This is a genomic window from Marinococcus sp. LNHM5E3-2.1, assembly GCF_056034365.1.
In genome coordinates, this window is sequence record NZ_JBQLIB010000001.1 from 386,331 (window position 1) to 409,061 (window position 22,731).

The window sequence follows — 22,731 nt, forward strand, 5'->3', positions numbered from 1 at the left end:
GGAGTCACCATGCCAAAACGTACAGATATTCAAAAAATATTAGTGATTGGCTCCGGCCCTATAGTAATCGGCCAGGCGGCGGAGTTTGACTATGCCGGCACCCAGGCGTGCCAGGCGTTAAAGGAAGAAGGATACGAGGTCATTCTAATTAATTCCAACCCGGCAACCATCATGACGGATACCAACATTGCCGATCAGGTGTACATGGAGCCGCTCACCCTCGAGTTTGTCGACCGGGTAATCCGTAAAGAACGGCCCGACGCCATTCTGCCGACCCTTGGTGGTCAGACCGGCCTGAATATGGCGATGGAGCTGCACCGCCACGGGCTGCTCGAGCGGTATGATATTTCCCTTCTTGGCACCGAACTGTCTGCCATTGAGCAGGCAGAGGACCGGGAGTCCTTCCGGAACCTGATGTATGAGCTGAACGAGCCGGTGCCGGAAAGCACCATCGTGCACAACCTGCAGGAGGCAGAAGTCTTTGTGGAGGAAATCGGCTATCCGGTCATCGTCCGGCCGGCCTATACGCTCGGCGGTACCGGCGGCGGCCTGGTGGACAATCATGATGAGCTGGTGGAAATCGTCGGCTCCGGGCTCAAATACAGCCCGGTAACCCAGTGCCTGCTTGAAAAAAGCATTGCCGGATTTAAAGAGCTTGAATACGAAGTAATGCGCGACAGCTCCGGGCAGGCAATTGTTGTCTGTAACATGGAAAATATTGACGCAGTCGGTGTTCATACCGGGGATTCGATCGTAACCGCCCCGAGTCAGACACTTGCCGACCGGGAGTACCATATGCTCCGCGACTCGTCTTTGAAAATCATCCGGGCGCTTGAAATTGAAGGCGGCTGCAACGTGCAGTTTGCGCTGTCTCCGGACAGCTTTGAATACTATATCATCGAGGTTAACCCGAGGGTGAGCCGTTCGTCGGCACTTGCGTCCAAAGCCACCGGCTACCCGATTGCCAAGCTTGCAGCCAAGATTGCCTCGGGATATAAGCTCGATGAATTGAAGAACCCGATCACCGGTACGACGTATGCGAGCTTTGAGCCAGCCCTTGACTATGTGGTAACAAAAATTCCGCGCTGGCCGTTTGACAAATTTGAAGCAGCGAACCGCCGGCTCGGTACGCAGATGAAAGCGACCGGAGAAGTGATGGCCATCGGACGCTCATTTGAGGAGTCCATTTTGAAAGGTATCCGGTCGCTGGAACTCGGACGTGCTTTTCTGACGCATCCGGATTACGCAGAGGCATCCGAGGAAAAACTGATAGATAAACTTATTCGCGCGGACGATGAGCGGCTGTTTTACATCGGGGAAGCGCTGAAGCGCGGGTACTCGCTCGAACAGCTGCACACATGGACAAAAATTGATTTGTTTTTCCTTGAAAAATTCGCGGGTATTGTCAAGGTTGCGGAAATGGCACGCTCCTACCCAAATGATGAAGAAATACTGCGGATGGCAAAGACAACCGGCATGGCTGACGAAACACTTGCGGCCTACTGGAATACGACAGAGAAACAGGTGCGCAGCCAGCGCCTCGAGCTGGGTATTACGCCGGTGTATAAAATGGTCGACACGTGTGCGGCGGAATTTGAGTCCGAAACGCCGTATTACTATTCCTCCTATGAAGAAGAAAACGAAAGCAGCAAAACCGGGCGTCCGTCTGTCGTCGTCCTCGGTTCCGGCCCGATACGGATCGGGCAGGGAGTTGAATTTGACTACGCGACGGTGCATACCGTCTGGGCGCTGCAGGAAGCGGGATACGAGGCGATTATTATCAACAACAATCCGGAAACGGTGTCGACAGACTTCAGCGTGTCAGACAAGCTGTACTTTGAGCCGCTTACAGTGGAAGATGTAATGCACGTAGTCGATGTAGAACAGCCGGAGGGCGTCATCGTTCAATTCGGCGGTCAGACCGCCATTAACCTGGCGGATGGTCTCGCTGAGCACGGCGTGAAGATTCTTGGCACTACACTTGAGGACATGGACCGGGCAGAGGACCGGGATAAATTTGAAGCGGCGCTGCAGTCGTTGAAAATTCCTCAGCCGCTCGGCCGTACAGCGGTCAGCACCGAAGAGGCAAGGGTGGTGGCTGCTGATATCGGCTATCCGGTTCTGGTCCGCCCGTCGTATGTCCTTGGCGGACGGGCGATGGAGATCGTCGGCAGTGAAAAAGAACTGCTTAATTACATGGAGCGGGCCGTACGCGTCAACCGCAAGCACCCGGTGCTGATCGATCGTTATATGGTCGGAAAAGAAGTGGAGGTCGACGCGATTTCAGACGGAGAGACGGTGCTTATTCCGGGGATCATGGAGCACATTGAACGCGCCGGGGTGCATTCGGGCGATTCGATTGCAGTCTATCCATCGCAGACGCTCTCAGAGCAGACGAAGCAAACACTTGCCGAGCGGACGATCGCTATCGGAAAAGGGCTGAACATCAAAGGACTGCTGAACATTCAGTTCGTTATACACGAAGATGAAGTGTATGTGCTTGAAGTGAATCCGCGGGCAAGCCGCACCCTGCCGTTTTTAAGTAAAATTACCGGATGTCCGATTGCAAAGCTTGCCACCCGGGTCATGGTCGGTGAAAGTCTTGCTGCCCTTGGGTACGAAAGCGGTCTGCTTCCGGAAGCGGAAGGCGTTTCGGTCAAGGTGCCGGTCTTTTCCTTCGCTAAGCTCCGCCAGGTGGAAATATCTCTCGGCCCGGAAATGAAATCGACCGGTGAAGTGATGGGCCGGGATCAGACGCTCGAGAAAGCATTGTATAAAGGTCTGATCGCTTCCGGGATGAAAATTCCAAATCACGGCACCGTGCTGTTTACTATTGCCGATGAATGGAAAAAGGAGGCGCTTGCGCTCGCCAGGAGGTTTCATGCGATCGGCTATACGATCACAGCGACCCAAGGAACCGCGGCGTGGCTGAACAAGGAAGGCATTCCGGCTTCCTCGGTCGCAAAGGTGGAAGAAGAATCGCCAAACATTCTGGACTTTATCCGGGAAGGCAAAGCCCAGTTTGTCATTAACACGATGGAAAAACAGAAAAAAGCGGCGGCGGACGGCTTCCGGATCCGTCGGGAAGCCGTGGAAAATGAAGTAGTATGTCTCACATCCCTCGACACGGCCGGAGCCTTGTTGAAGGTGCTTGAGATGATTACCTTTTCCACAGAAGCCATGCCTGCGATGAAAGAAGATCGTACAAACGAGGTGATGGCGTGATTCAAAAAGAATGGATGAGCGTCGTTTCCATCGACGAAATCGCAGCGTCGATTTTTGAAGTTGTGCTCGAAGGTGATATGCCAGGGCGTATCCAGGCACCGGGACAATTTGTGCATGTGAAAACGTCCCCGCATGTCGCTCCGCTTCTGCGCCGTCCGGTCAGTATTAGTGAATACTGGCCTGACCAGCGGCGGATGGCGCTTGTTTTCCGGGCCGAAGGGGAAGGTACAAGCCGGATGGCGGCCTGGCGTGAAGGCGACGAAGTGGATGTGCTCGGGCCGCTCGGCAACGGGTTTGATACGAGTGACGTGGGCGAAGGAGAAAAGGCGCTGATTGTCGGGGGCGGCGTCGGCGTTCCGCCGCTGCTCGGTCTAGCTAAACAGCTGACTGGTCAGGGCGTCCGGGTGCAGACCGTGCTCGGCTTTGCCGATGAATCCAGTGCGTTTTTCCGGGATAGGTTCGGCGCGCTCGGGGACTGCTTTGTGAGTACCATTGACGGAAGTATAGGGGAGGCCGGCTTTGTCACAGATGTGATTGACCGCCAGGGGCTTTCCTACGATGCTATTTACGCCTGTGGACCGCTGCCAATGCTTCGTGCGCTCGACAGCTCCTATGCGGCCGCAAAAGGGAAGCTTTCCCTTGAGGAACGTATGGGCTGCGGCATCGGCGCCTGTTTTGCCTGTGTGTGTCACACTACAGACGACCCTGACGGAACAAGCTACCGGAAGGTTTGCAGCGACGGCCCGGTCTTCCCGTGGGGAGAGGTGGTGCTGTCATGAAACTGCATGTAAGCCTGCCCGGGCTTGAAATGAAAAACCCGGTTATGCCGGCAAGCGGATGCTTTGGCTTTGGAAAAGAATTTTCCCAGCTGTATGATCTCAATGACCTCGGAGCCATTGCGATTAAAGCGACCACCGAAGAAGCGCGGTTCGGTAATGAAACACCGCGGGTGGCAGAAACAGAAGCAGGCATGCTGAACGCTATCGGTCTGCAGAACCCGGGGCTTAAAGGAGTAACGGAACACGAGCTGCCGTGGCTCCAGCAGTTGGATACACCGGTGCTTGCAAATGTTGCGGGAACAAAAATGGAGGACTACGAAGCGGTGGCGGCCGGACTGTCGGAATCCGGTTTGGTGGCAGCGCTGGAGCTCAATATTTCCTGTCCGAATGTGAAAGAAGGCGGCATTACGTTTGGCACCGACCCGAAGCTTGCGGCAGAGCTGACGAAAAGGGTGAAGCACGTGTCTGATGTGCCGGTTTATGTCAAGCTGTCGCCCAACGTGACGGATATTACCGAAATTGCCAAAGCGGTGGAACATGCCGGCGCGGACGGTTTGTCGCTGATTAACACATTATCGGGGATGAAAATTGATCCGGTGACGCGCAAGCCGCTGCTCGCTAATGAAATCGGGGGCCTTTCGGGTCCGGCCATTAAGCCGGTAGCCATCCGGATGGTATATCAGGTGCGGCAGGTAACAGAACTGCCTATTATCGGCATGGGAGGCATTATGGGCATGGAGGACGTGCTGGAGTTTATGATGGCTGGAGCTGATGCGGTCGCTGTCGGAACAGCAAACATCAGCAACCCGTTTGCCTGCCCGGAAATCATTCAGGAGCTGACAGACTGGGCCGGCTCTGAGACGGCTGCGGACTGGGCCGGCTGGAAGCGGGGCGGGGTGAAAGCATGAAGGACCGTCCCCTGATCATTGCCATGGACGTGCCGGATAAACCGGAGGCGGATGCTCTGCTCGCTTCATTCGGACAGAAATCACTGTTTTTAAAAGTCGGCATGGAATTATTTTATAAAGAAGGCCCAGCGCTTGTGGAGGAATGGAAAGCAAAAGGACACCGGGTATTTCTTGACTTGAAGCTGCATGATATACCCAATACGGTCCAGCGGGCAGCCGCTCAGCTTGCCCGGCTGCAGGTGGATCTTGTCACGGTTCATGCTGCTGGCGGAAGCCGGATGATGGGGGGTGCTGTAGAAGGCCTGGAGCAGGGCACCCGGTCCGGGCAGAAGAGACCTGCCTGCATAGCGGTCACTCAGCTGACGAGCACCTCTGAAACGATGCTGAAGGAGGAGCTTGGCATACCACTTTCGATGAATCAAGCAGTGGCGGCTTACGCGGATCTTGCCGAACGGTCGGGGCAGGACGGCGTTGTCTGCGCTGCCGGGGAGGTGCCGCTCATTAAAAGCACCCGCAGCCGCTCTTTTATTACCGTGACCCCGGGAATTCGCGGGGCAGGTGAGGAGGCGGGGGACCAGGCCCGGGTAGTGACACCGCAGGCCGCCGCAGATTTTGGCAGTGACGCGATCGTCGTCGGACGCAGCATTACAAAAGCTGCTGATCCGGCTTCGGCTTACGAACAAATGGAACAGGAATGGAGAATGCCCAATGCAGAATGAAGAACTTCTCAGCAGGGATCTGCTGACCATTGAAGCAGTGACACTACGCCCGGATGAACCGTTTACCTGGTCTTCCGGTATACGCTCCCCGATTTACTGCGACAACCGGCTGACGCTTTCTTATCCGGACGTACGGACCCGGGTGGCAGAAGGATTGGCGGAGCTTATCCGGAGCAATTACCCGGATGCTACGATCGTTGCCGGCACCGCCACGGCCGGGATAGCTCATGCGGCGCTTGCAGCAGACAGGCTCGGCCTGCCGATGTGCTACGTGCGCGGTTCCTCCAAATCCCATGGTAAAGGCAATCAGATTGAAGGCCGGGTCACTCCGGAGGATAAAGTCGTAATTGTTGAGGATTTAATCTCCACAGGTCAAAGCATGATCACGGTCCAGCAGGCTCTTCTGGACGCAGGAGCCGACGTACTCGGAGCGGCTGCGATTTTCACGTATGAGCTGGAGGAAGCCGGAAGGCAGCTTAAAGAAGCGCGGCTGCCGGTGAAAACACTAACTAATTACTCCGCCCTGATTCAGATTGCTGCTGAGAAAGGCTACGTGCAGGAAAACGATATCGAACGTCTGCAGGAATGGAAACAGGCCCCGGCTTCCTGGGCGTAAATACGAATTAAAAAGCTCCCTCCGGACAGCTGGGCTGTGTCGGAGGGAGCTTTTTTATTTTGCAGCGGTCTGGGCTTTGGCCCGGTTTTTCATTTCAAGGACAAGGCTTTCCTCCGGAGTGACAAACAGGGTGGACTGCTGATCGTAGGTCACAAACCCGGGCTTGGCGCCGTTTGGTTTTCGTACGTGGCGGATCAGGGTATGGTCGACCGGCACCGAGGACGAAGAGCGCGCTTTGGAGAAATAGGCGGCAAGGACAGCCGCTTCCTTTAACGTTTCCTCGTCTACGTCTGTGGAGCGGATCACCACATGGGATCCGGGGATATCTTTCGTGTGCAGCCAGGTGTCTCCGGCGTTTGCCACCCGGTTAGTGACGTATTCGTTCTGGCGGTTGTTTTTTCCGACAAGCAGAAGTGTGCCGGCCGAGGAAACGTACTGCTCAACCTGCGGTTTCGTGCTTTTTTTCTGCTTTTTCTTTTGAACACGCTTTTTCAGATAGCCGCCGTCCGACAATTCTTCACGTATGTCGTCAATGTCGGATGGGGCAGCCGTTTCGACCTGCTGAATCAGCCGGTCGAGGTAATCAATCTCGCGACGGGTCAGCTTAATCTGTTTTTTCGCCTCGGATAGTGAGGTTTTAGCTTTGTTGTAACGTTTAAAATACCGCTGGGCATTATCTGACGGTGAGAGTTCAGGCTCAAGCTCAATGGTAAGCGTGCCGCCTTCCGGATCGTAGTAATCCGTTACTTCGATTTCGTTTTCACCGCCGCGGAGCTGGTGCATATGGGCGGTTAACAGCTCCCCGTATTTTTGATAGACGAGCCGGTTTTCGGCCTGCGTAATCGTCTGGCGCAGTTTTTTCAGCTTGCGCTCGTTTTTTTCGCGCTCGTTCTGCAGAAAACGTTCGAGATCATGGGCCTGCTGATGCACCCGGTCACGTTCGGCTTTGCCGTTATGGTAGCGGTCGAGCATGGCGCTCACCGAGTCAAAACTTTCCTTCGAACCATTCACATGAGTAAGGTCAATGGCGCTGTAATATTCTTTATTGGCTTCGGTGGTCACAATCTGCGGCTGAAAATTCCCGTTATTAACGTCGTTCATGAGCGAAGTAAACGTATCGGCCAGCTTCTGGAGCGAACCGAGACCAGCACGATGCGCAGCTTCTTTGGCGCTCTGGGGAGAAATTCCTTCAAACGCCTGCATCAGCTGGCGGTCGAGCTTGCCCTGGTTGGCGTCGAGTGCTCTCAGCACGTCACCGGCTTCAGCTTCGAGGGGGTTCGCCTTATGCTGGGACGGTGGTCCAACATATTCCTGACCGGGAAGAATCGTGCGTACGGTGTTTTGGGCCGGGGAAATATGCTTCATGCTGTCCAGAATATGCGTACGGTCCTCATTAAGAAGCACGACATTACTGTGCTTCCCCATAATTTCCATAACCAGGGTCCGTTCCGTAAGATCACCGATTTCATCTTTGTTTTCAATGCGCAGCGAAACGATCCGCTCAAGTCCCTGCTGTGACACTTCCCGCACGAAACCGCCTTCAAGGTGCTTGCGCAGCAGCATGCAGAACATGGAAGGCTCCTTGGGATTCTGGTACTTTTCGTCTGTCAGATGCATTCTTGACAGGGAAGGGTTCACCGACAGCAGCAGCTGGTGGTTTTTGCGGTTCGCCCGCACTGAAATGACCAGGTCGGTTTTGTAGGGCTGGTGTATTTTTGTGATCCGGCCGTTTTGGAGTGTCTGCTGGACCTCCTGGACAACGGCCTGGGTCATGATTCCGTCAAAGCTCACGTTCGATCATCCTTTACTCGTACAAGCAGGAGAAATTCTTCTGCTGCTTGCGTTCTGTACGGTGGATTATAGCATAATGAAAAGCGCGCCGTCTTGTCTGCTGAATAAACATTGGTTGTGGGCTGAAGAGATATTGTTTACAATATAGAAGTACATAATGTTCGGGCCTCGCCGCGAAGCATCGTTTGTGACGCTTGAAATAATCGTGCTATACTGAAGCAGGAGAACAACTCGTCAGGAACCGCAGAAGAAAACATATATGAACCATTTTTTCAGGCAGCAGCTAGAGGGATGGTCCGACCAGGAGGGGTAGTTTTGAGCATTAAGCTAATCAACATCGGATTTGGAAATATTGTGTCGGCAAATCGGATTATTTCTATCGTCAGCCCGGAATCAGCACCAATCAAACGGATTATTCAGGAAGCCAGGGACCGTAACATGCTGATTGATGCCACCTATGGCCGAAGGACGAGAGCGGTTATTATTGCAGACAGCGACCATGTTGTGCTTTCTGCGGTTCAGCCGGAGACAGTCGCCCAGCGGCTGCATACAAAAGATGATGATTCATCGGACGAATAAGATTGTGAAATGAGGCGTGTCAACCTATGAAAGATGATAAAGGATTATTGATTGTTCTTTCCGGCCCGGCCGGTGTAGGAAAAGGTACGGTATGCGGAGCGCTGCGCGAAGAGGATACGAATATTGAGTATTCCGTATCCGCCACTACCCGGGCCCCGCGTCCCGGGGAGGAGCACGGAGTAAATTATTTCTTTCATTCGAAGGAAGAGTTTGAAAAAATGATCGAGGAAGGCCGGCTGCTGGAGTGGGCGCAGTATGTAGACAACTACTACGGGACCCCGCTTGATTACGTTCAGGAAACCATTGAACGCGGCAAAGACATTATTCTCGAGATTGAAGTGCAGGGCGCAGAAAAGGTGAAGGAGCGTTACCCGGAAGGCACGTTTATTTTCTTAATGCCTCCAAGTCTTGCCGAGCTCCGCAGCAGGATCGTCGGGCGTGGGACGGAAACATCCGAGTTGATTGACAAACGGATGACTGTGGCCAAAAATGAAATTGACATGATGCAGATGTATGACTATGTAGTGGAAAACGATGAAATTGAAAAAGCGGTCTCCCGCATCCGCTCTATTGTCACTGCAGAACACTGCAAGCAGGAACGCCTGATTGAAAAATATAAAGAATTAGCGGAGGTGGAATAATGGCTTCAAACAGAAACGACGAAGGAATGCTGTATCCGTCCATTGACCAGCTGCTCGGTCATATCAATTCCAAATATACGCTAGTATCCGTCTCAGCACGGCGCGCGAGAGACCTCGAAGAAATCGACGGGGCGCTCCCAATGATCGATAATGCAAAATCTGTGAAGGCAGTAGGCATCGCTCTCGAAGAAATCCAGGCAGGCGTGCTCGGCTACCGCCAGGGTGACTACGAAGAACACGACTACGAAGAATAACCGAAAAGGAACGGGCACCAGATAAGAAGAAGCAACCTATGGGATTACGTAGGTTGCTTTTTTTAGCCTGGAAGCGCCTGTTAAAGGAGGACAAAGCTGTGAAAGGCAAAAAAATTGTACTCGGTGTCACAGGAGGAATAGCTGCCTTTAAAGCCGCGGCGCTTGCAAGTAAGCTGTACCAGGCAGGGGCAGAGCTGCGCATTATTATGACGCCGGAAGCCAAAGAGTTTATTACCCCGCTCACATTTCAGGCACTGACACGATCAAGAGTGTACGACGACACTTTTGCAGAAGCCGACCCTTCAGTCGTTTCCCATATTGATGTGGCGGACTGGGCAGATGTATTTATCGTAGCGCCTGCGTCGGCCAACACACTCGGAAAGCTTGCGAACGGACTCGCAGATGATATGCTCACCACCACAATGATGGCGACACTGGCCAACGTATACGTTGCACCGGCGATGAACGTAAACATGTATAATCATCCGAGCTTTCAGCGCAATAAGGAAACGTTAAAGCAGGGCGGCTACCGGTTCATTGAACCTGGAGAGGGTTATCTTGCCTGCGGCTGGATTGGCAAAGGCCGGATGGCTGAGCCCGAGGACATTATGCAGTTTGTCCAGGATGCCGAAGATGTCGGAACTCCGCTTGCCGGCAAACGAGTGCTTGTGACTGCTGGTCCGACGCATGAGCATATCGATCCCTTCCGGGTCGTTACCAATCCGTCCAGCGGAAAAATGGGGTTTGCGATCGCTGAGGAAGCAGCCCGGCGGGGAGCAGAAGTGACGCTGGTTGCAGGACCGGTGACGCTCTCCACGCCTGGCGGCGTCCAGACAAGAATCGACGTCGGAAGCGTGGATGATATGCGCGAAGCCGTGCTCACCCACTACGATACGTCGGATGTGGTAATTAAAGCAGCTGCTGTGTCCGATTACCGGCCGGAGACCGTGCATGAAAAAAAGCAGAAGAAAAAGGACGATGGTCTTGAAGTGCCGATGGTGAAAACACCGGATATTCTCCAGGAGCTCGGAGAGAAAAAGAAGCATCAGCTTTTGATCGGCTTCGCTGCAGAATCGGAACGCCTCGAGGAATATGCAGAAAGCAAGCGGCAGCGTAAAAATGCCGATTTAATTGTAGCCAATGAAATCGGGAAAGCGGGTTCGGGCTTTCGGGCCGATGAAAATACTATTACCTTCGTGGATAAAAACGGAGCTGTTTCTTTTCCCACCCAGTCGAAGCACGAGGCAGCGGCAGAAATTATGTCCTGGCTGCAGAAACGAATAGGAGACGCGTAAATATGTACGCCAAGGTAATTGTGGATATAGCGACCGGCCAGACGAACCGGGCTTTTGATTATCAGATTCCGGCTTCACTCGAAATGCTCGCCCACCCCGGATCGAGAGTGACGGTGCCGTTCGGTGCCCGGAAGATTCAGGGATTTATCTGGCGGATCGAAGACAATACAGAGCTTGCCCGGGTTAAGCCGATTACAGATGTGCTCGATCCTCATCCGGTGCTTACGCAGGAGCTGCTTGAGCTCGGAGAGTATTTGGCTGTGGAAACGGTCTGTTTTTTAATTACGGCCTATCAGTCGATGATTCCGGCAGCCATTCGGGCAAAACCAAAAAAGAAGATTGAGCTGCTCGTGCCCCCGGAGACACTGCCGCCGGTACTGCAGGCAGTGTTTCAGAAGCAGACGACGATCGACTGGAAGGACCTCCCGGACGATAAAGCAGTGATGCAGCACGTGCAGGAAGCTGTCCGTCGTGAACAGATCCGGATCGATTATCAGGTGAAGGACCAGACGAAAAAACAGACGAAGCGGATGCTGCGGCTTCATCCGGAGCACCGGACGCATGCAGCTTCTCTTACGGCGAAAGCGAAAAAACAGCTGGAGCTGTACGACTGGTTTCTTTCGATCGGAGACGAAGAAGTGGCTGTCCCTGCGGCCCAGCTGCTGCATGAGCAGACGGCGAGCCGGGCGGTTATTCAGGGCCTCGTGGAGAAAAACATTCTTATGGAGCGGGACCAGGAGTCGTACCGGGATCCATTTGAAGACCGATCATTTGAAGCCACTCCTCCGCAGGAGCTCACCCCGGACCAGCAGCGGGCACTTGATCCGATTACAGAAAAAACGTCGCGGCATGAGCATCATACGTTTTTGCTGCACGGGGTCACCGGAAGCGGAAAGACAGAAGTGTATCTGCAGGCCATTGACCGTGTGCTGAAACAGGGACGGGAAGCGATTGTGCTCGTACCGGAAATTTCACTTACCCCGCAAATGGTGGAACGCTTTAAAGGGCGGTTCGGGGACCAGGTGGCGGTAATGCACAGCGCTCTCTCAAGAGGCGAGCGGTACGACGAATGGCGCAGGGTGCATGCCGGAGATGCAAAAGTAGCGGTCGGAGCACGGTCGGCGGTTTTTGCCCCCTTCAAAAATGTCGGCCTGATTATCATTGATGAAGAGCACGAAGGCAGCTACAAGCAGGAGGACCACCCCCGGTATCACGCCCGGGAGGTAGCGATCTGGAGAGGCAGGTATCACGGGGCTCCGGTCGTATTAGGGAGCGCCACGCCGTCGCTGGAATCATATGCCCGTGCTGGCCGGGAGGTTTATCAGCTGCTTGAAATGCCGGAGAGAATCAACCAGAAACAGCTGCCCGCCATCGATGTGGTGGATATGAGGGACGAGCTTCATAAAGGCAACCGCTCCGTATTTTCCGAAACGCTGCTTGAAAAGCTGAAGGACCGACTGGAAAAAGGGGAGCAGAGTATTTTGTTTCTAAACCGGCGAGGCTACTCTTCGTTTGTCATGTGCCGTTCATGCGGCTATACTGCTGAATGCCCGCACTGTGAAATCACGCTCACATACCACCAGACAAAGCATCAGCTGAAGTGCCACTATTGTGGCTATGAAGAAGCGATGCCTGCAACGTGCCCGTCCTGCGAAAGCGAACAAATCCGCTACTTTGGCACAGGCACCCAGAAGGTGGAAGAAGAGCTGACGAAGGTGCTGCCGGAGGCCAGGATTATCCGGATGGATATGGACACCACGACGAAAAAAGGCTCCCACGAACAGATGCTTCGCCGGTTTGGAAACGGAGAAGCGGACATTCTGCTCGGCACCCAGATGATTGCCAAAGGCCTGGACTTCCCTATGATTACGCTGGTTGGTGTACTGGCAGCGGACACGATGCTGCATCTGCCTGATTTTCGGGCGCCGGAGCGGACCTTTCAGCTGCTTACCCAGGTGAGCGGGCGGGCCGGCCGGGACAAGCTGCAGGGCGAAGTAGTGATTCAATCCTACAGCCCAGATCATTACAGCATCCAGTTTGCTAAAAATCATGACTATCCATCGTTCAGCCGGCATGAAATGGGCCAGCGCAAGCGGGGCGGGTATCCGCCGTATTATTATTTAACGATGGTCAATGTTTCTCACGAAGAGATCGGTGTAGCGCTGAAAACCGCTGAAAAAGTGACGAGCCGGCTACGGGAGGAATTATCACCGCAGGCGAAAATTCTCGGACCAACTGTTTCTCCGATTGCAAGGATCAAGGATAGATATCGGTACCAATGCATGATAAAATACAGGGATGAGCCTGAATTAACGAAAATCCTGAATGATATTGCTGTACATTATCAAAAAGAGACAGCTCAGGATAAGCTGTTTATTACGATTGATATGTACCCGCAGTTGTTTCTATAAGGTAAACACCAGCCCCGCTGCCTCGATAGTGACCGACGCACGGGGCTGTGTATTGTGAAAAGAGGGATAAATATGAACATTTTATTTATGGGGACGCCGGACTTTTCGGTCCCGGTGCTGCGTCGTCTGCTTGAAGAGGGCTATCCGGTAACGGCGGTGGTCACTCAGCCTGACCGCCCGAAGGGAAGAAAAAAAGAGCTGACCCCGCCGCCGGTCAAAGTTGAAGCCGAAGCGTGGAAGCTTCCTGTACTGCAGCCGGAAAAGCTGAAAAACGAAGCCTCCTTAAACGAAGTGCTGGCAGAGAAGCCGGATTTAATTATTACAGCGGCGTTCGGCCAGATTCTGCCGAAAAAGCTTCTCGAAGCCCCTTCCATTGCAGCGGTGAATGTGCACGCTTCCCTGCTTCCTGAATACCGCGGCGGCGCCCCGATTCACCAGGCGGTCATCGATGGCCGGGAAAAAACAGGCGTCACGATCATGGACATGGTGGCAAAACTGGACGCCGGCGACATCATCCGGCAGCAGGAAGTACCCATTGAGTGGGAGGATACGGTCGGAGATGTGCATGACAAACTGAGCGCCGTCGGAGCAGATCTTTTGATCGAAACGCTGCCAGCAGTAATCGACGGCACGGCGGAACGGACTCCGCAAAATGAAGAGAAAGTAACATTTGCATCCAACATCCAGCGCGGTCAGGAAAAGGTCGACTGGAAGCAGAGCGGCCGTTCGATTTATAACCAGATCCGCGGGATGAATCCATGGCCGGTGGCCTATGCAGAGAAAGACGGAAAGTCGATTAAGCTGTGGCGGGCCGAATGGGTGGACGCTTCCACCAGTGCTGAAGCGGGTACTATTACCGATATAACAGATGAATACATTGATGTGGCAGCCGGTGACGGCACGATGGTCCGGCTGTGGGAGATTCAGCCGGCTGGCAAAAAAAGAATGAATACAGCCGAATTTTTGCGGGGAAGCCACGGCTGGTCCAAAGGAGAGAGTTTTAATGAATAAAACGGAGCCTTCCTATTCCCTCCGGTATACAGCTGCTTCCCTGCTCGAGCGGGTGGAGACCGGCAAGGCCTTCAGCCACCTGCTGCTTCATCACGAGCTCGCCGGAAAAGCATGGTCGAGAGAGGATGCCGCCCTACTGACCGAAATTGTTTACGGCACCCTCCGCCGCCAGAACACCCTCGACTACGTGCTTGGGGTTTTTGTGAACAAACCGATAACGAAGCTTGACGCCTGGGTACGCGTGCTGCTGCGCATGAGCGTGTATCAGATGCGTTACCTTGACCGGGTGCCGGACCACGCCGTTGTGGATGAGGCGGTAAAAATCGCAAAGCAGCGGGGAAATAAAGGAGTGAGCGGTTTTGTGAACGGAGTGCTCCGCTCCCTGCAGCGCAAAGGATTTCCCGACACAACCGCTATCAAAAACTCAGAGGAACGTCTGGCCGTCGACTACAGCCATCCGGCATGGATGCTTCGGGAATGGCAGGCGGCCTACGGGGAAGAAACAGCGCTCCGTATCGCCGAAGCAAATAACGTTACGCCAAAAACGAATGTGCGGGTCGCCTCTGGGGCTGAAGTCGAAGATGTGCAGGAAATGCTCGAACAGGAAGGGATTCAGACAATCCGGGGCGTTATTGCAGAGAAAGCATTAATTGTAGAAAAAGGCAATGTTCTCGTTACCGAAACGTATCAGAACGGCTATATAACGGTGCAGGACGAAAGCTCCATGAAAGCCGGTGAAGCACTGATGGTTGAAGCAAATATGGACGTTCTCGACGCCTGCGCTGCCCCGGGCGGAAAATCAACGGACGCTGCCGAACGGACCGGCCCGGGCGGAAGCGTGGCAGCCCATGACCTGAGTGCAAAAAAGCTTGTCCAGATTGAAGAACAGGCGGCAAGACTTGGGCTTGAAAATATTGAAACCGCCGCCGGGGATGCACGTCAATTGACAACTACTTTTCCGGCGCGTACATTTGACCGGGTGCTCGTCGATGCACCGTGCAGCGGACTTGGCGTTATCCGGAAAAAGCCCGAGCAGAAATGGGCCAAAAAAGCAGAGGATTTTGAACGCCTGCCGGAGATACAGCACGAAATATTGAATGAAGCTGTAAGTATGTTACGATTTAATGGAAGGATTGTGTACAGCACATGTACAATTCGTCCAGAGGAGAACGAACAGGTGTGGGAAGCATTTTTGCACCGGCATCCAGAACTATCACCAGACCATGAACTGACCGACAAACTAAAACTTTCAGAAATAGAGCATTTTTCCAGCGAATACGGATGGTGCACGATTCTTCCCCATGAATACGGCACAGACGGATTTTTCATTGCCGCGGCAGTAAAAAATAATCAGGAAGAAACGGAAGGAGCATAAGCATGCAGATTTTAAAAAAGGAGGCGCCTGCCCCGCAAACGGACAGCCCCTCCATGTACAGCTTGGAATACGAGGAACTTCAACAATGGTTAAAAGAAAACGGGGAACCGGCATTCCGTGCAAAGCAGCTGTTTGAATGGATGTATCAAAAGCGCGTGACCTCATTTGAGGAAATGACCAACATCCCGAAAACGCTTCGCGAAAAGCTCGAAAGCACGTTTACACTGACGACGTTAAAAGAGGTCATCCATCAGCAGTCCCAGGACGGCACCATTAAGATTTTGTTTGAACTGCAGGACGGCTATACGATCGAAACCGTACTGATGAAGCATGACTACGGCTACAGTGTTTGTGTAACCACCCAGGTAGGATGCCGGCTCGGCTGTACCTTCTGTGCTTCCACACTTGGCGGCCTGAAAAGAAACCTTGAAGGTGGCGAAATTACCGCCCAGGTGCTCGAATCCCAGCGTCTGCTTGATGAAAGAGACGAACGTGTAAGCTCTATCGTGGTCATGGGCATCGGCGAGCCGTTCGATAACTACGACGGCCTGATGAATTTTCTGCGCGTAGTCAATCACGATGACGGCTTAAACATCGGTGCACGCCATATTACCGTTTCTACAAGCGGGGTCGTGCCGCGCATTTATGACTTTGCCAATGAAAACATGCAGATTAATTTCGCAGTATCTCTCCACGCAGCAAACACAGAGACCCGCAGCCGGCTGATGCCGATTAACCGCGCTTGGGATGTTTCGGAGCTGATGGATTCCATCCGCTACTACCAGAAGAAAACGAACCGAAGAGTCACATTTGAATACGGCCTGTTCGGCCAGGTAAATGACCAGAAAGAGGACGCGGAAGAGCTCGCCGACCTGATCGGTGATTTGAAATGCCACGTCAATCTGATTCCTGTGAACGATGTGCCGGAAAGAAACTACGTTCGTACCACAAGAAACGACATTTTTGCGTTTGAAAAAGCATTAAAAGACCGCGGGGTGAACGTAACGATCCGGCGTGAGCAGGGGCACGATATCGATGCAGCCTGCGGACAGCTGCGTGCCAACCAGCGGAAAGAAGAAACGGAGGCTAATTCCCAGTGAACCATATGTTTTTAACAGACCGGGGGAAAATCCGGCCTCATAATGAAGATACCGGAGGCATCGTCACGCATGCTTCCGGCATTGTTTTAGCCGTCGTTGCCGATGGAATGGGCGGACATTCGGCCGGAGACGTGGCAAGCGCCATGGCTTATCAGACGTTAAAGGACGCGTGGGAGGAAAATCCGTCTGTCAATTCAATTGAAGAGGCGTCGGAGTGGCTGACTGACAACATGATGAAAGCAAATGAAGCCATCATCCGCCACGCCCATCATTATCCGGAGCATGCGGGAATGGGAACGACCCTTGTCGCATCCATCTGCCACCCGTCGTTTACCGTCACCGGAAATATCGGTGACAGCCGCAGCTATATCTGGACGGACCGTACGGTTCAGCAGCAGAGTGAAGATCACTCTCTCGTGCAGGAGCTGTATAATAAAGGGCAGATTTCAGCACTCGAAGCGGAGTCGCATCCGCAGAAAAATATATTAACGAAAGCACTCGGCACGGACCGCGGCCTTTCCCCTGACATCTATACGTATGAATGGGGCGAAGGGGACGGCGTGCTTCTTTGTACCGACGGGCTGACGAATAAGCTTGACGCTGAAGATATGGCCGGAATGCTTGCTTCTCACAAGCACCTTCGCGAAGGTGTGGAAGCGATGGTGCAGGCAGCCAACGACCGCGGAGGCGAAGATAATATAACAATTGCGGTGGTAATGCGGGAGGAAGAGGTATGGACCAACTGATCGGACGCCGTATCAGTGACCGTTATCATATTAAACGCCTCCTTGGGAGCGGCGGTATGGCGTACGTGTATCTCGGAGAGGATATGATTTTGGAACGGCTGGTGGCAATTAAAGTTCTTCAGCCGCAGTTTAACGGCGATGAGGAATTTTTGCAGCGGTTCCGCCGCGAGTCCCGGGCAGCCACCATTTTGGGCCATAGAAACACGGTCAATATTTATGACGTTGGCGAAGAGCGGGAGCTGCATTATATCGTTATGGAATACGTGGAGGGCCAGACGGTGAAGGAAATGATCCGCCTGCATGGACCTTTGCCGCTTGAGCAGGCGGTACATATGACCAGGCAGCTGCTTGAGGCGCTGATGCAGGCGCACAGTCACGGCATCATCCACCGGGACATCAAGCCCCACAATCTTCTTTCCAACGACCGCGGGGAAATAAAAGTAGCTGATTTCGGCATTGCCCGTGCTGCGTCTGCTTCCACGATCACACAGACCAATACGATGATGGGCTCCGTCCATTATATTTCGCCGGAGCAGGCGAGAGGCGGAGTGGTAAGTGCACGCTCAGATATTTATGCTGCCGGTATCGTTTTGTTTGAAATGGTGACCGGGGTGATTCCCTACGATGCAGAATCCGCTGTAAGTATTGCTTTAAAGCATATTCAGGAGCCGCTTCCGGACCCGATGCAGCTGCGGCAGGGCCTCCCGCAGAGCCTGTCGAACGTTATCCTAAAAGCTGCGGCTAAAAGCCCGGATGACCGTTACGCGAGCGCCGAAGAAATGTATGAGGACATCCGTTCGGCGCTCTCGGACGAGAGAAGAAACGAACGCCCTTATTTCATCCAGGAGGGCCACACCAATGCCCGGGAGCGGGAATGGTCGGACCCCCAGGTGGCCAAAGAAGACACGATGGTAGCAGCGCCGGCTGTTCAGGAAGATGAGCAGCAGGATTCCGCCCTGGAAACAAAGGCCGACCGGCAGCCGGAAAAAACTAAAAAATGGCCGTACGTTGTGGCCTGTATACTCGTATTTTCAGGAGCGGCATTTTTTTACTGGCTGCTTCCAGAAATGTTTGTTGTGAGTGGCTCAACGGAATTAATTCCGCACGTCTTTCCCGCAGCGCAGACAGCTGTGTGGGATGCGGACTGGGCAGGAGAGAGCCCAATATTACAAGAAGGGGCGAAGGTATGGCAACAGGTCGAATTGTAAAAGCAGTCAGCGGGTTCTACTATGTGGACAGTGAAGAAGGATATTTTCAGTGCCGGGGCCGGGGACTGTTCCGCAAACAGAAAATCAAACCGCTTGTAGGTGACTTTGTACGGTTTGAAGCAGAAAATCATACAGACGGATACGTACTAGAAATTAAAGAACGAAGCAATGAACTGGTGCGCCCGCCGGTCGCAAATATTGACCAGGCGCTGCTCATATTTTCCGCTGTCGAGCCTGATTTTTCCACCTGGCTGCTCGACCGTTTTCTTGTGCATGTGGAAAACGAGGAAATCAAGCCGGTGATTTTAGTAAGTAAATGGGACAAGGCAGACGAGGAAAAAAGAGAGATGCTGCGCGTCATTCAGAAGGACTATGAGGATATCGGCTATCCGTTCCACTTTTACTCGACGAAAACAGGCGAAGGCATCGAAGAGGCCGCTGCTTATTTTCCGGAGAAGTATTCTCTTTTATCAGGACAGTCGGGAGTGGGGAAATCCTCGCTCCTGAATGCGGTGGCTCCTGATCTTGATCTCGAGACAGCGAACATTTCCGGGGCTCTCGGGCGGGGGAAGCATACGACAAGGCACGTAGAGTTCCTGCGGGTTAACGGCGGATGGGTGGCAGACACGCCCGGGTTCAGCTCGCTTGATTTTGGTTCGATTACAGCTGAAGATCTTGATATCTGTTTTCCGGAAATGCGGGCAAGAATGCCTGACTGCAAATTCCGCGGATGCTCCCACCGGCAGGAGCCGGGCTGTGCCATAAGGCTCGACGTGGAGGAAGGACGGATCCCGTCCCACCGCTACGAGCATTACAAGCAGTTCCACGAAGAAATTGCATCCACTCCGAGGAGGTATTAACGATGATAAAAATAGCACCTTCCATCCTGTCAGCTGATTTTGCGGAATTGGGCCGGGCGGTGAAGGAAATTGACGAAGCCGGGGCGGATTATATACATATCGATGTCATGGACGGCCACTTCGTTCCGAATATCACGTTCGGGCTTCCGGTCATCGAGTCCATTCGTCCGTACAGCGATAAACCGTTTGACGTGCACTTGATGATTGAAAAGCCGGAACGCTACATTGAAGATTTTGCCCGGGCGGGTGCCGACATTATTTCGGTGCATGTAGAAGCATGTCCTCATGTGCACCGTACGATCCAGCAGATTAAAGAAGCCGGCTGCCGGGCGGGCGTAGTGTTAAATCCGGCGACCCCGGTGGAAATGATCACTCATATTCTGCCGGATGTTGACCTTGTGCTTTTAATGACTGTAAACCCGGGCTTTGGCGGCCAGGCGTTTATTCCGAACGTCCTCGACAAAATCAGAGCAGTGAAAAAAGCGGCGGATGTCGTTAATCCGGAGCTCGAGATTGAAGTGGACGGCGGGGTCAGCCGGGAAACAGCCAAAGACTGTCTCGAAGCCGGGGCAAATGTGCTTGTGTCGGGCTCTGCCCTGTTCAAGCAGGAGGATAAAGCGAAGGCGATCGAAGAATTAAAGCAGTGAATAATATTATTATGTAAACTAAAAACACTCATAAAAAAAGCGGCTCTATGGCCGCTTTTTGCTTTATACGCGTGTGACTTTACCAGATTTTAATGCTCTAGCGGAAACGTATACGCGTTTTGGCTTACCGTTTACAAGAATGCGGACTTTTTGCACGTTAGCTCCCCAACGGCGTTTCGTTGCATTGTTGGCGTGAGAACGGTTATTTCCGGCTTTAGGGCCTTTCCCAGTTACATAGCACTTGCGGGACATATGCGGCACCTCCTTATTAATATCAAACAAAATTACCCATACTCAAATATATTAGCACAGAGCCTGTACACACGCAATGTTGATTCGCCAAAAATACAATTATGCTTTTCATTTAAGGAAAACGTGGTTATAGTGATAATGGCATAGTTACTTTGAAAAGAAGCTGGAGCGTCCGGATACAGCCGGCGTCCGGAAAGGAAGGAATCGAGACATGAGTTTCGAAATATATTCGTCAAACGGCACGGTCGATATTACACTCGAAGTGCTTGCCACTGCCGTGGGAGCGGCAGCCATGGACTGCTACGGAATCGTAGGCATGGCGTCGAGGAAACATTTTAAGGACAACCTGTCGGAACTGCTGCGAAGAGAAAATTATTCCCGTGGGGTAGTCGTCCGGGAAGAGGACGGTCTTATCCATATTGATATGTATATTATTGTAAGCTATGGTACGAAAATTTCTGAAGTGGCGCACAATGTGCAGCGAAAAGTGAAGTATCAGCTGCAGAAAATGCTTGGGCTGGATGTGTCCGCTGTGAATGTATATGTTCAGGGCGTTCAAATTGAATCGGCCTCACCATAGGAAGAGACGGATGAAGGAGAGAGAAAAATGGATCAATTAGTACGCGGTCCTGAACTGGGAAGGATGCTGAAGCAGGGAGCTTCCGCACTGCAAAAACACAGCAAAGAGGTAGACGCATTGAATGTGTTTCCAGTTCCGGACGGGGACACAGGCACCAATATGAGTTTGACGATCCGTTCCGGCGTCGAACAGCTCAAGGAGAACCAGCATGCCGGAGAGACGGCCAAACACTTTTCCAAAGGATTGTTAATGGGAGCGCGTGGAAACTCCGGCGTTATTTTGTCGCAGCTGTTTCGCGGCTTTGCCAAATCTATGGAAAAAAAGTCTGAGCTCCGTACTCCTGACGTAGCAGAAGCTTTTGAACAGGGAGTGGATGCTGCCTACCGGGCAGTGATGAAGCCGGTGGAAGGAACGATTCTCACGGTAGCCAGGGAAGCGTCTCTTGCTATGAAAAATGAACATAACGCCAGTGAGCTTGCGCTGGAGGAATGGATGCGGCGGTTTTTGAAGGCGGCTAAAGAAGCGCTTGCTTATACGCCCGAGCAGCTGCCAGTCCTGAAGGAGGTTGGTGTAGTTGACTCGGGCGGCCAGGGGCTTGTGCACATATATGAGGGGATGCTGCACGCCCTAACCGGGCAGGAGGAAGAAGAAGGAGAATCTGTGCCTTCGCTTGACCAGCTTGTGAAGCTCGAGCACCATAAGGATCCGGCCGCCCAGGGCGGAGCCGAAGCTATTACGTACGGATACTGTACCGAAGTAATGGTCCGCTTTGCAGACATTGATCCTTCCTTTCAGGAAGAAGCATTCCGGGAAGAGCTGTCGGCCCACGGGGATTCTCTTTTGGTGGTCTGTGATGAAGAACTGCTGAAGGTTCATATTCATGCCGAAGAACCAGGGAAAATTCTGGAAAAATCCCAGCGGTACGGAGAGCTGATTCATATAAAAATTGAAAATATGCGTGAGCAGAATCGTGCCCTGCAGCAGGAAGGATTGTCAGAAAGGCCTGAGACTTCCGCGTCTCTTGTACCCTACGGCTTTGTGACCGTGACGACTGGTGACGGAGTAGCCTCGCTCTTTGAAAGCCTCGGAGTTCAGGAGGTTGTCCACGGCGGGCAGTCAATGAATCCGAGCACCGAGGACCTTCTCGAGGCCATCAGCCGGGTGCAGGCGGAGCATGTGTTTATACTGCCAAATAACGGCAACATTGTAATGGCTGCGGAGCAGGCAGCAGACATCAGTGACAAGCAGGTAACGGTTATTCCGACGAAAACGGTGCCGCAGGGTCTCGCCGGCATGCTTGCGTTTGACGAAACAAAAGAGGCTGAGGCAAATGAAGAAGCAATGAAAGAAGCCACCCGGTACGTTAAATCCGGCCAGATCACCCATGCCGTAAGAGAAACCAGCATCGAAGGAAAAAAGATTCAGGAAGGCGATTTTATGGGCATCTGGGAAAAAGATATTGTTACCGTTCATGGGGAAATGAAACAGGCTTTTCAGGAACTGCTTGCACGGATGGTCGACAGCGAGAGCGAAATTATTACGCTGATCAGCGGTGAGGATGTGAGCGAAGAGCTGGCGGATGAACTTGCCGCAGAGCTTGAGCAGGCATACCCGGATGTGGAAATAGAAATGCACACGGGCGGACAGCCGCTGTATCAATATATCGTTTCTGTGGAATAAGCTGCCCCGGGCGGCTTATTTTTTTGTTTCACGCGCAGGAGTAACTCTTTCGCG

20 protein-coding genes and 1 pseudogene are annotated in these 22,731 nt (G+C 53.0%); 19 read left to right on the forward strand and 2 right to left on the reverse strand.

What is annotated here, in order from left to right; genetic code table 11:
* The first annotated feature begins 9 nt into the window (after positions 1–9).
* From carB to pyrE, 5 genes and pseudogenes are all read left to right on the forward strand, one after another.
* Complete coding sequence (gene carB / locus ACTRXH_RS02085) at positions 10–3,225, forward strand: carbamoyl-phosphate synthase large subunit (RefSeq protein ID WP_474280366.1); 3,216 nt, start codon at positions 10–12, stop codon at positions 3,223–3,225.
* On the forward strand, positions 3,222–4,004 hold the full coding sequence (locus ACTRXH_RS02090) for a dihydroorotate dehydrogenase electron transfer subunit (protein ID WP_474277262.1): 783 nt from the start codon (positions 3,222–3,224) through the stop codon (positions 4,002–4,004). The genes carB and ACTRXH_RS02090 overlap by 4 nt, the downstream gene beginning before the upstream one ends.
* Positions 4,001–4,852 (forward strand): annotated as a pseudogene (locus ACTRXH_RS02095) (dihydroorotate dehydrogenase); the annotation flags it as partial. The gene ACTRXH_RS02090 and the pseudogene ACTRXH_RS02095, both read left to right, overlap by 4 nt.
* Positions 4,853–4,908: 56 nt before the next feature.
* On the forward strand, positions 4,909–5,631 hold the full coding sequence (pyrF, locus tag ACTRXH_RS02100) for an orotidine-5'-phosphate decarboxylase (RefSeq protein ID WP_474280368.1): 723 nt from the start codon (positions 4,909–4,911) through the stop codon (positions 5,629–5,631).
* Positions 5,621–6,247: an orotate phosphoribosyltransferase gene (gene pyrE / locus ACTRXH_RS02105; protein ID WP_474280370.1), complete on the forward strand. Its 627-nt coding sequence runs from the start codon at positions 5,621–5,623 to the stop codon at positions 6,245–6,247. Before pyrF ends, pyrE begins: the two co-directional genes overlap by 11 nt.
* A 54-nt stretch (positions 6,248–6,301) precedes the next feature.
* Here the strand turns inward: pyrE and ACTRXH_RS02110 are convergent, their stop codons facing one another.
* The gene (locus ACTRXH_RS02110) at positions 6,302–8,038 is read right to left on the reverse strand and encodes an Rqc2 family fibronectin-binding protein (RefSeq protein WP_474280372.1); all 1,737 of its coding nucleotides are present in this window, start codon (positions 8,036–8,038) and stop codon (positions 6,302–6,304) included.
* Between the two features lie 315 nt (positions 8,039–8,353).
* On the opposite strand from ACTRXH_RS02110, the gene remA reads away from it, so the two are divergent.
* From remA to rpe, 12 genes are all read left to right on the forward strand, one after another.
* The gene (gene remA, locus ACTRXH_RS02115; protein WP_022792719.1) at positions 8,354–8,617 is read left to right on the forward strand and encodes an extracellular matrix/biofilm regulator RemA; all 264 of its coding nucleotides are present in this window, start codon (positions 8,354–8,356) and stop codon (positions 8,615–8,617) included.
* A gap of 26 nt (positions 8,618–8,643) precedes the next feature.
* A complete protein-coding gene (gmk, locus tag ACTRXH_RS02120) occupies positions 8,644–9,258 on the forward strand; it encodes a guanylate kinase (protein WP_474260416.1) in 615 nt (204 codons plus the stop codon).
* On the forward strand, positions 9,258–9,512 hold the full coding sequence (rpoZ, locus tag ACTRXH_RS02125; protein WP_474260418.1) for a DNA-directed RNA polymerase subunit omega: 255 nt from the start codon (positions 9,258–9,260) through the stop codon (positions 9,510–9,512). Before gmk ends, rpoZ begins: the two co-directional genes overlap by 1 nt.
* A gap of 38 nt (positions 9,513–9,550) precedes the next feature.
* On the forward strand, positions 9,551–10,807 hold the full coding sequence (gene coaBC / locus ACTRXH_RS02130) for a bifunctional phosphopantothenoylcysteine decarboxylase/phosphopantothenate--cysteine ligase CoaBC (protein WP_474280374.1): 1,257 nt from the start codon (positions 9,551–9,553) through the stop codon (positions 10,805–10,807).
* A 2-nt stretch (positions 10,808–10,809) separates the two neighbouring features.
* Positions 10,810–13,218 carry a primosomal protein N' gene (gene priA / locus ACTRXH_RS02135; RefSeq protein WP_474280376.1) on the forward strand — a complete coding sequence of 803 codons (2,409 nt, stop codon included), beginning with the start codon at positions 10,810–10,812 and terminating at the stop codon, positions 13,216–13,218.
* 72 nt (positions 13,219–13,290) lie between these two features.
* The gene (gene fmt / locus ACTRXH_RS02140) at positions 13,291–14,229 is read left to right on the forward strand and encodes a methionyl-tRNA formyltransferase (RefSeq protein WP_474280378.1); all 939 of its coding nucleotides are present in this window, start codon (positions 13,291–13,293) and stop codon (positions 14,227–14,229) included.
* Positions 14,222–15,604 carry a 16S rRNA (cytosine(967)-C(5))-methyltransferase RsmB gene (gene rsmB / locus ACTRXH_RS02145; RefSeq protein ID WP_474280380.1) on the forward strand — a complete coding sequence of 461 codons (1,383 nt, stop codon included), beginning with the start codon at positions 14,222–14,224 and terminating at the stop codon, positions 15,602–15,604. Before fmt ends, rsmB begins: the two co-directional genes overlap by 8 nt.
* A 2-nt stretch (positions 15,605–15,606) precedes the next feature.
* Positions 15,607–16,704, forward strand: coding sequence for a dual-specificity RNA methyltransferase RlmN (rlmN, locus tag ACTRXH_RS02150; RefSeq protein ID WP_474260428.1), 1,098 nt, complete (start codon positions 15,607–15,609; stop codon positions 16,702–16,704).
* Between the two features lie 5 nt (positions 16,705–16,709).
* On the forward strand, positions 16,710–17,450 hold the full coding sequence (locus tag ACTRXH_RS02155; protein ID WP_474280743.1) for a Stp1/IreP family PP2C-type Ser/Thr phosphatase: 741 nt from the start codon (positions 16,710–16,712) through the stop codon (positions 17,448–17,450).
* Positions 17,438–18,658: a Stk1 family PASTA domain-containing Ser/Thr kinase gene (pknB, locus tag ACTRXH_RS02160; RefSeq protein ID WP_474280382.1), complete on the forward strand. Its 1,221-nt coding sequence runs from the start codon at positions 17,438–17,440 to the stop codon at positions 18,656–18,658. The genes ACTRXH_RS02155 and pknB overlap by 13 nt, the downstream gene beginning before the upstream one ends.
* Entirely contained in the window at positions 18,637–19,518 is an 882-nt protein-coding gene (gene rsgA / locus ACTRXH_RS02165) for a ribosome small subunit-dependent GTPase A (RefSeq protein WP_474260432.1), read from the forward strand. Before pknB ends, rsgA begins: the two co-directional genes overlap by 22 nt.
* Before the next feature lie 2 nt (positions 19,519–19,520).
* Positions 19,521–20,165 carry a ribulose-phosphate 3-epimerase gene (rpe, locus tag ACTRXH_RS02170; RefSeq protein WP_474277288.1) on the forward strand — a complete coding sequence of 215 codons (645 nt, stop codon included), beginning with the start codon at positions 19,521–19,523 and terminating at the stop codon, positions 20,163–20,165.
* Between the two features lie 63 nt (positions 20,166–20,228).
* On the opposite strand, the gene rpmB is transcribed toward rpe, so the two are convergent.
* Positions 20,229–20,417: a 50S ribosomal protein L28 gene (gene rpmB, locus ACTRXH_RS02175; RefSeq protein WP_022792731.1), complete on the reverse strand. Its 189-nt coding sequence runs from the start codon at positions 20,415–20,417 to the stop codon at positions 20,229–20,231.
* Positions 20,418–20,628: 211 nt separating this feature from the next.
* Between rpmB and ACTRXH_RS02180 the strand changes: the two genes are divergently transcribed.
* Both ACTRXH_RS02180 and ACTRXH_RS02185 read left to right on the forward strand, forming a co-directional pair.
* Positions 20,629–20,997, forward strand: a complete 369-nt coding sequence (locus tag ACTRXH_RS02180) for an Asp23/Gls24 family envelope stress response protein (protein ID WP_322524635.1) — start codon at positions 20,629–20,631, stop codon at positions 20,995–20,997.
* Between the two features lie 27 nt (positions 20,998–21,024).
* Positions 21,025–22,677 (forward strand): DAK2 domain-containing protein, encoded by a 1,653-nt coding sequence (locus ACTRXH_RS02185; protein ID WP_474280384.1) that lies wholly within the window; start codon positions 21,025–21,027, stop codon positions 22,675–22,677.
* Positions 22,678–22,731 lie beyond the last annotated feature (54 nt).

Coding starts and splice junctions, on each gene's coding strand:
- carB (WP_474280366.1), top strand. CDS start 10: ATGCCAAAACGTACAGATATTCAAAAAATATTAGTGATTGGCTCCGGC.
- pyrF (WP_474280368.1), top strand. CDS start 4,909: ATGAAGGACCGTCCCCTGATCATTGCCATGGACGTGCCGGATAAACCG.
- pyrE (WP_474280370.1), top strand. CDS start 5,621: ATGCAGAATGAAGAACTTCTCAGCAGGGATCTGCTGACCATTGAAGCA.
- gmk (WP_474260416.1), top strand. CDS start 8,644: ATGAAAGATGATAAAGGATTATTGATTGTTCTTTCCGGCCCGGCCGGT.
- rpoZ (WP_474260418.1), top strand. CDS start 9,258: ATGGCTTCAAACAGAAACGACGAAGGAATGCTGTATCCGTCCATTGAC.
- coaBC (WP_474280374.1), top strand. CDS start 9,551: ATGGGATTACGTAGGTTGCTTTTTTTAGCCTGGAAGCGCCTGTTAAAG.
- priA (WP_474280376.1), top strand. CDS start 10,810: ATGTACGCCAAGGTAATTGTGGATATAGCGACCGGCCAGACGAACCGG.
- fmt (WP_474280378.1), top strand. CDS start 13,291: ATGAACATTTTATTTATGGGGACGCCGGACTTTTCGGTCCCGGTGCTG.
- rsmB (WP_474280380.1), top strand. CDS start 14,222: ATGAATAAAACGGAGCCTTCCTATTCCCTCCGGTATACAGCTGCTTCC.
- rlmN (WP_474260428.1), top strand. CDS start 15,607: ATGCAGATTTTAAAAAAGGAGGCGCCTGCCCCGCAAACGGACAGCCCC.
- ACTRXH_RS02155 (WP_474280743.1), top strand. CDS start 16,710: ATGTTTTTAACAGACCGGGGGAAAATCCGGCCTCATAATGAAGATACC.
- pknB (WP_474280382.1), top strand. CDS start 17,438: ATGGACCAACTGATCGGACGCCGTATCAGTGACCGTTATCATATTAAA.
- rsgA (WP_474260432.1), top strand. CDS start 18,637: ATGGCAACAGGTCGAATTGTAAAAGCAGTCAGCGGGTTCTACTATGTG.
- rpe (WP_474277288.1), top strand. CDS start 19,521: ATGATAAAAATAGCACCTTCCATCCTGTCAGCTGATTTTGCGGAATTG.
- rpmB (WP_022792731.1), bottom strand. CDS start 20,417: ATGTCCCGCAAGTGCTATGTAACTGGGAAAGGCCCTAAAGCCGGAAAT.
- ACTRXH_RS02180 (WP_322524635.1), top strand. CDS start 20,629: ATGAGTTTCGAAATATATTCGTCAAACGGCACGGTCGATATTACACTC.
- ACTRXH_RS02185 (WP_474280384.1), top strand. CDS start 21,025: ATGGATCAATTAGTACGCGGTCCTGAACTGGGAAGGATGCTGAAGCAG.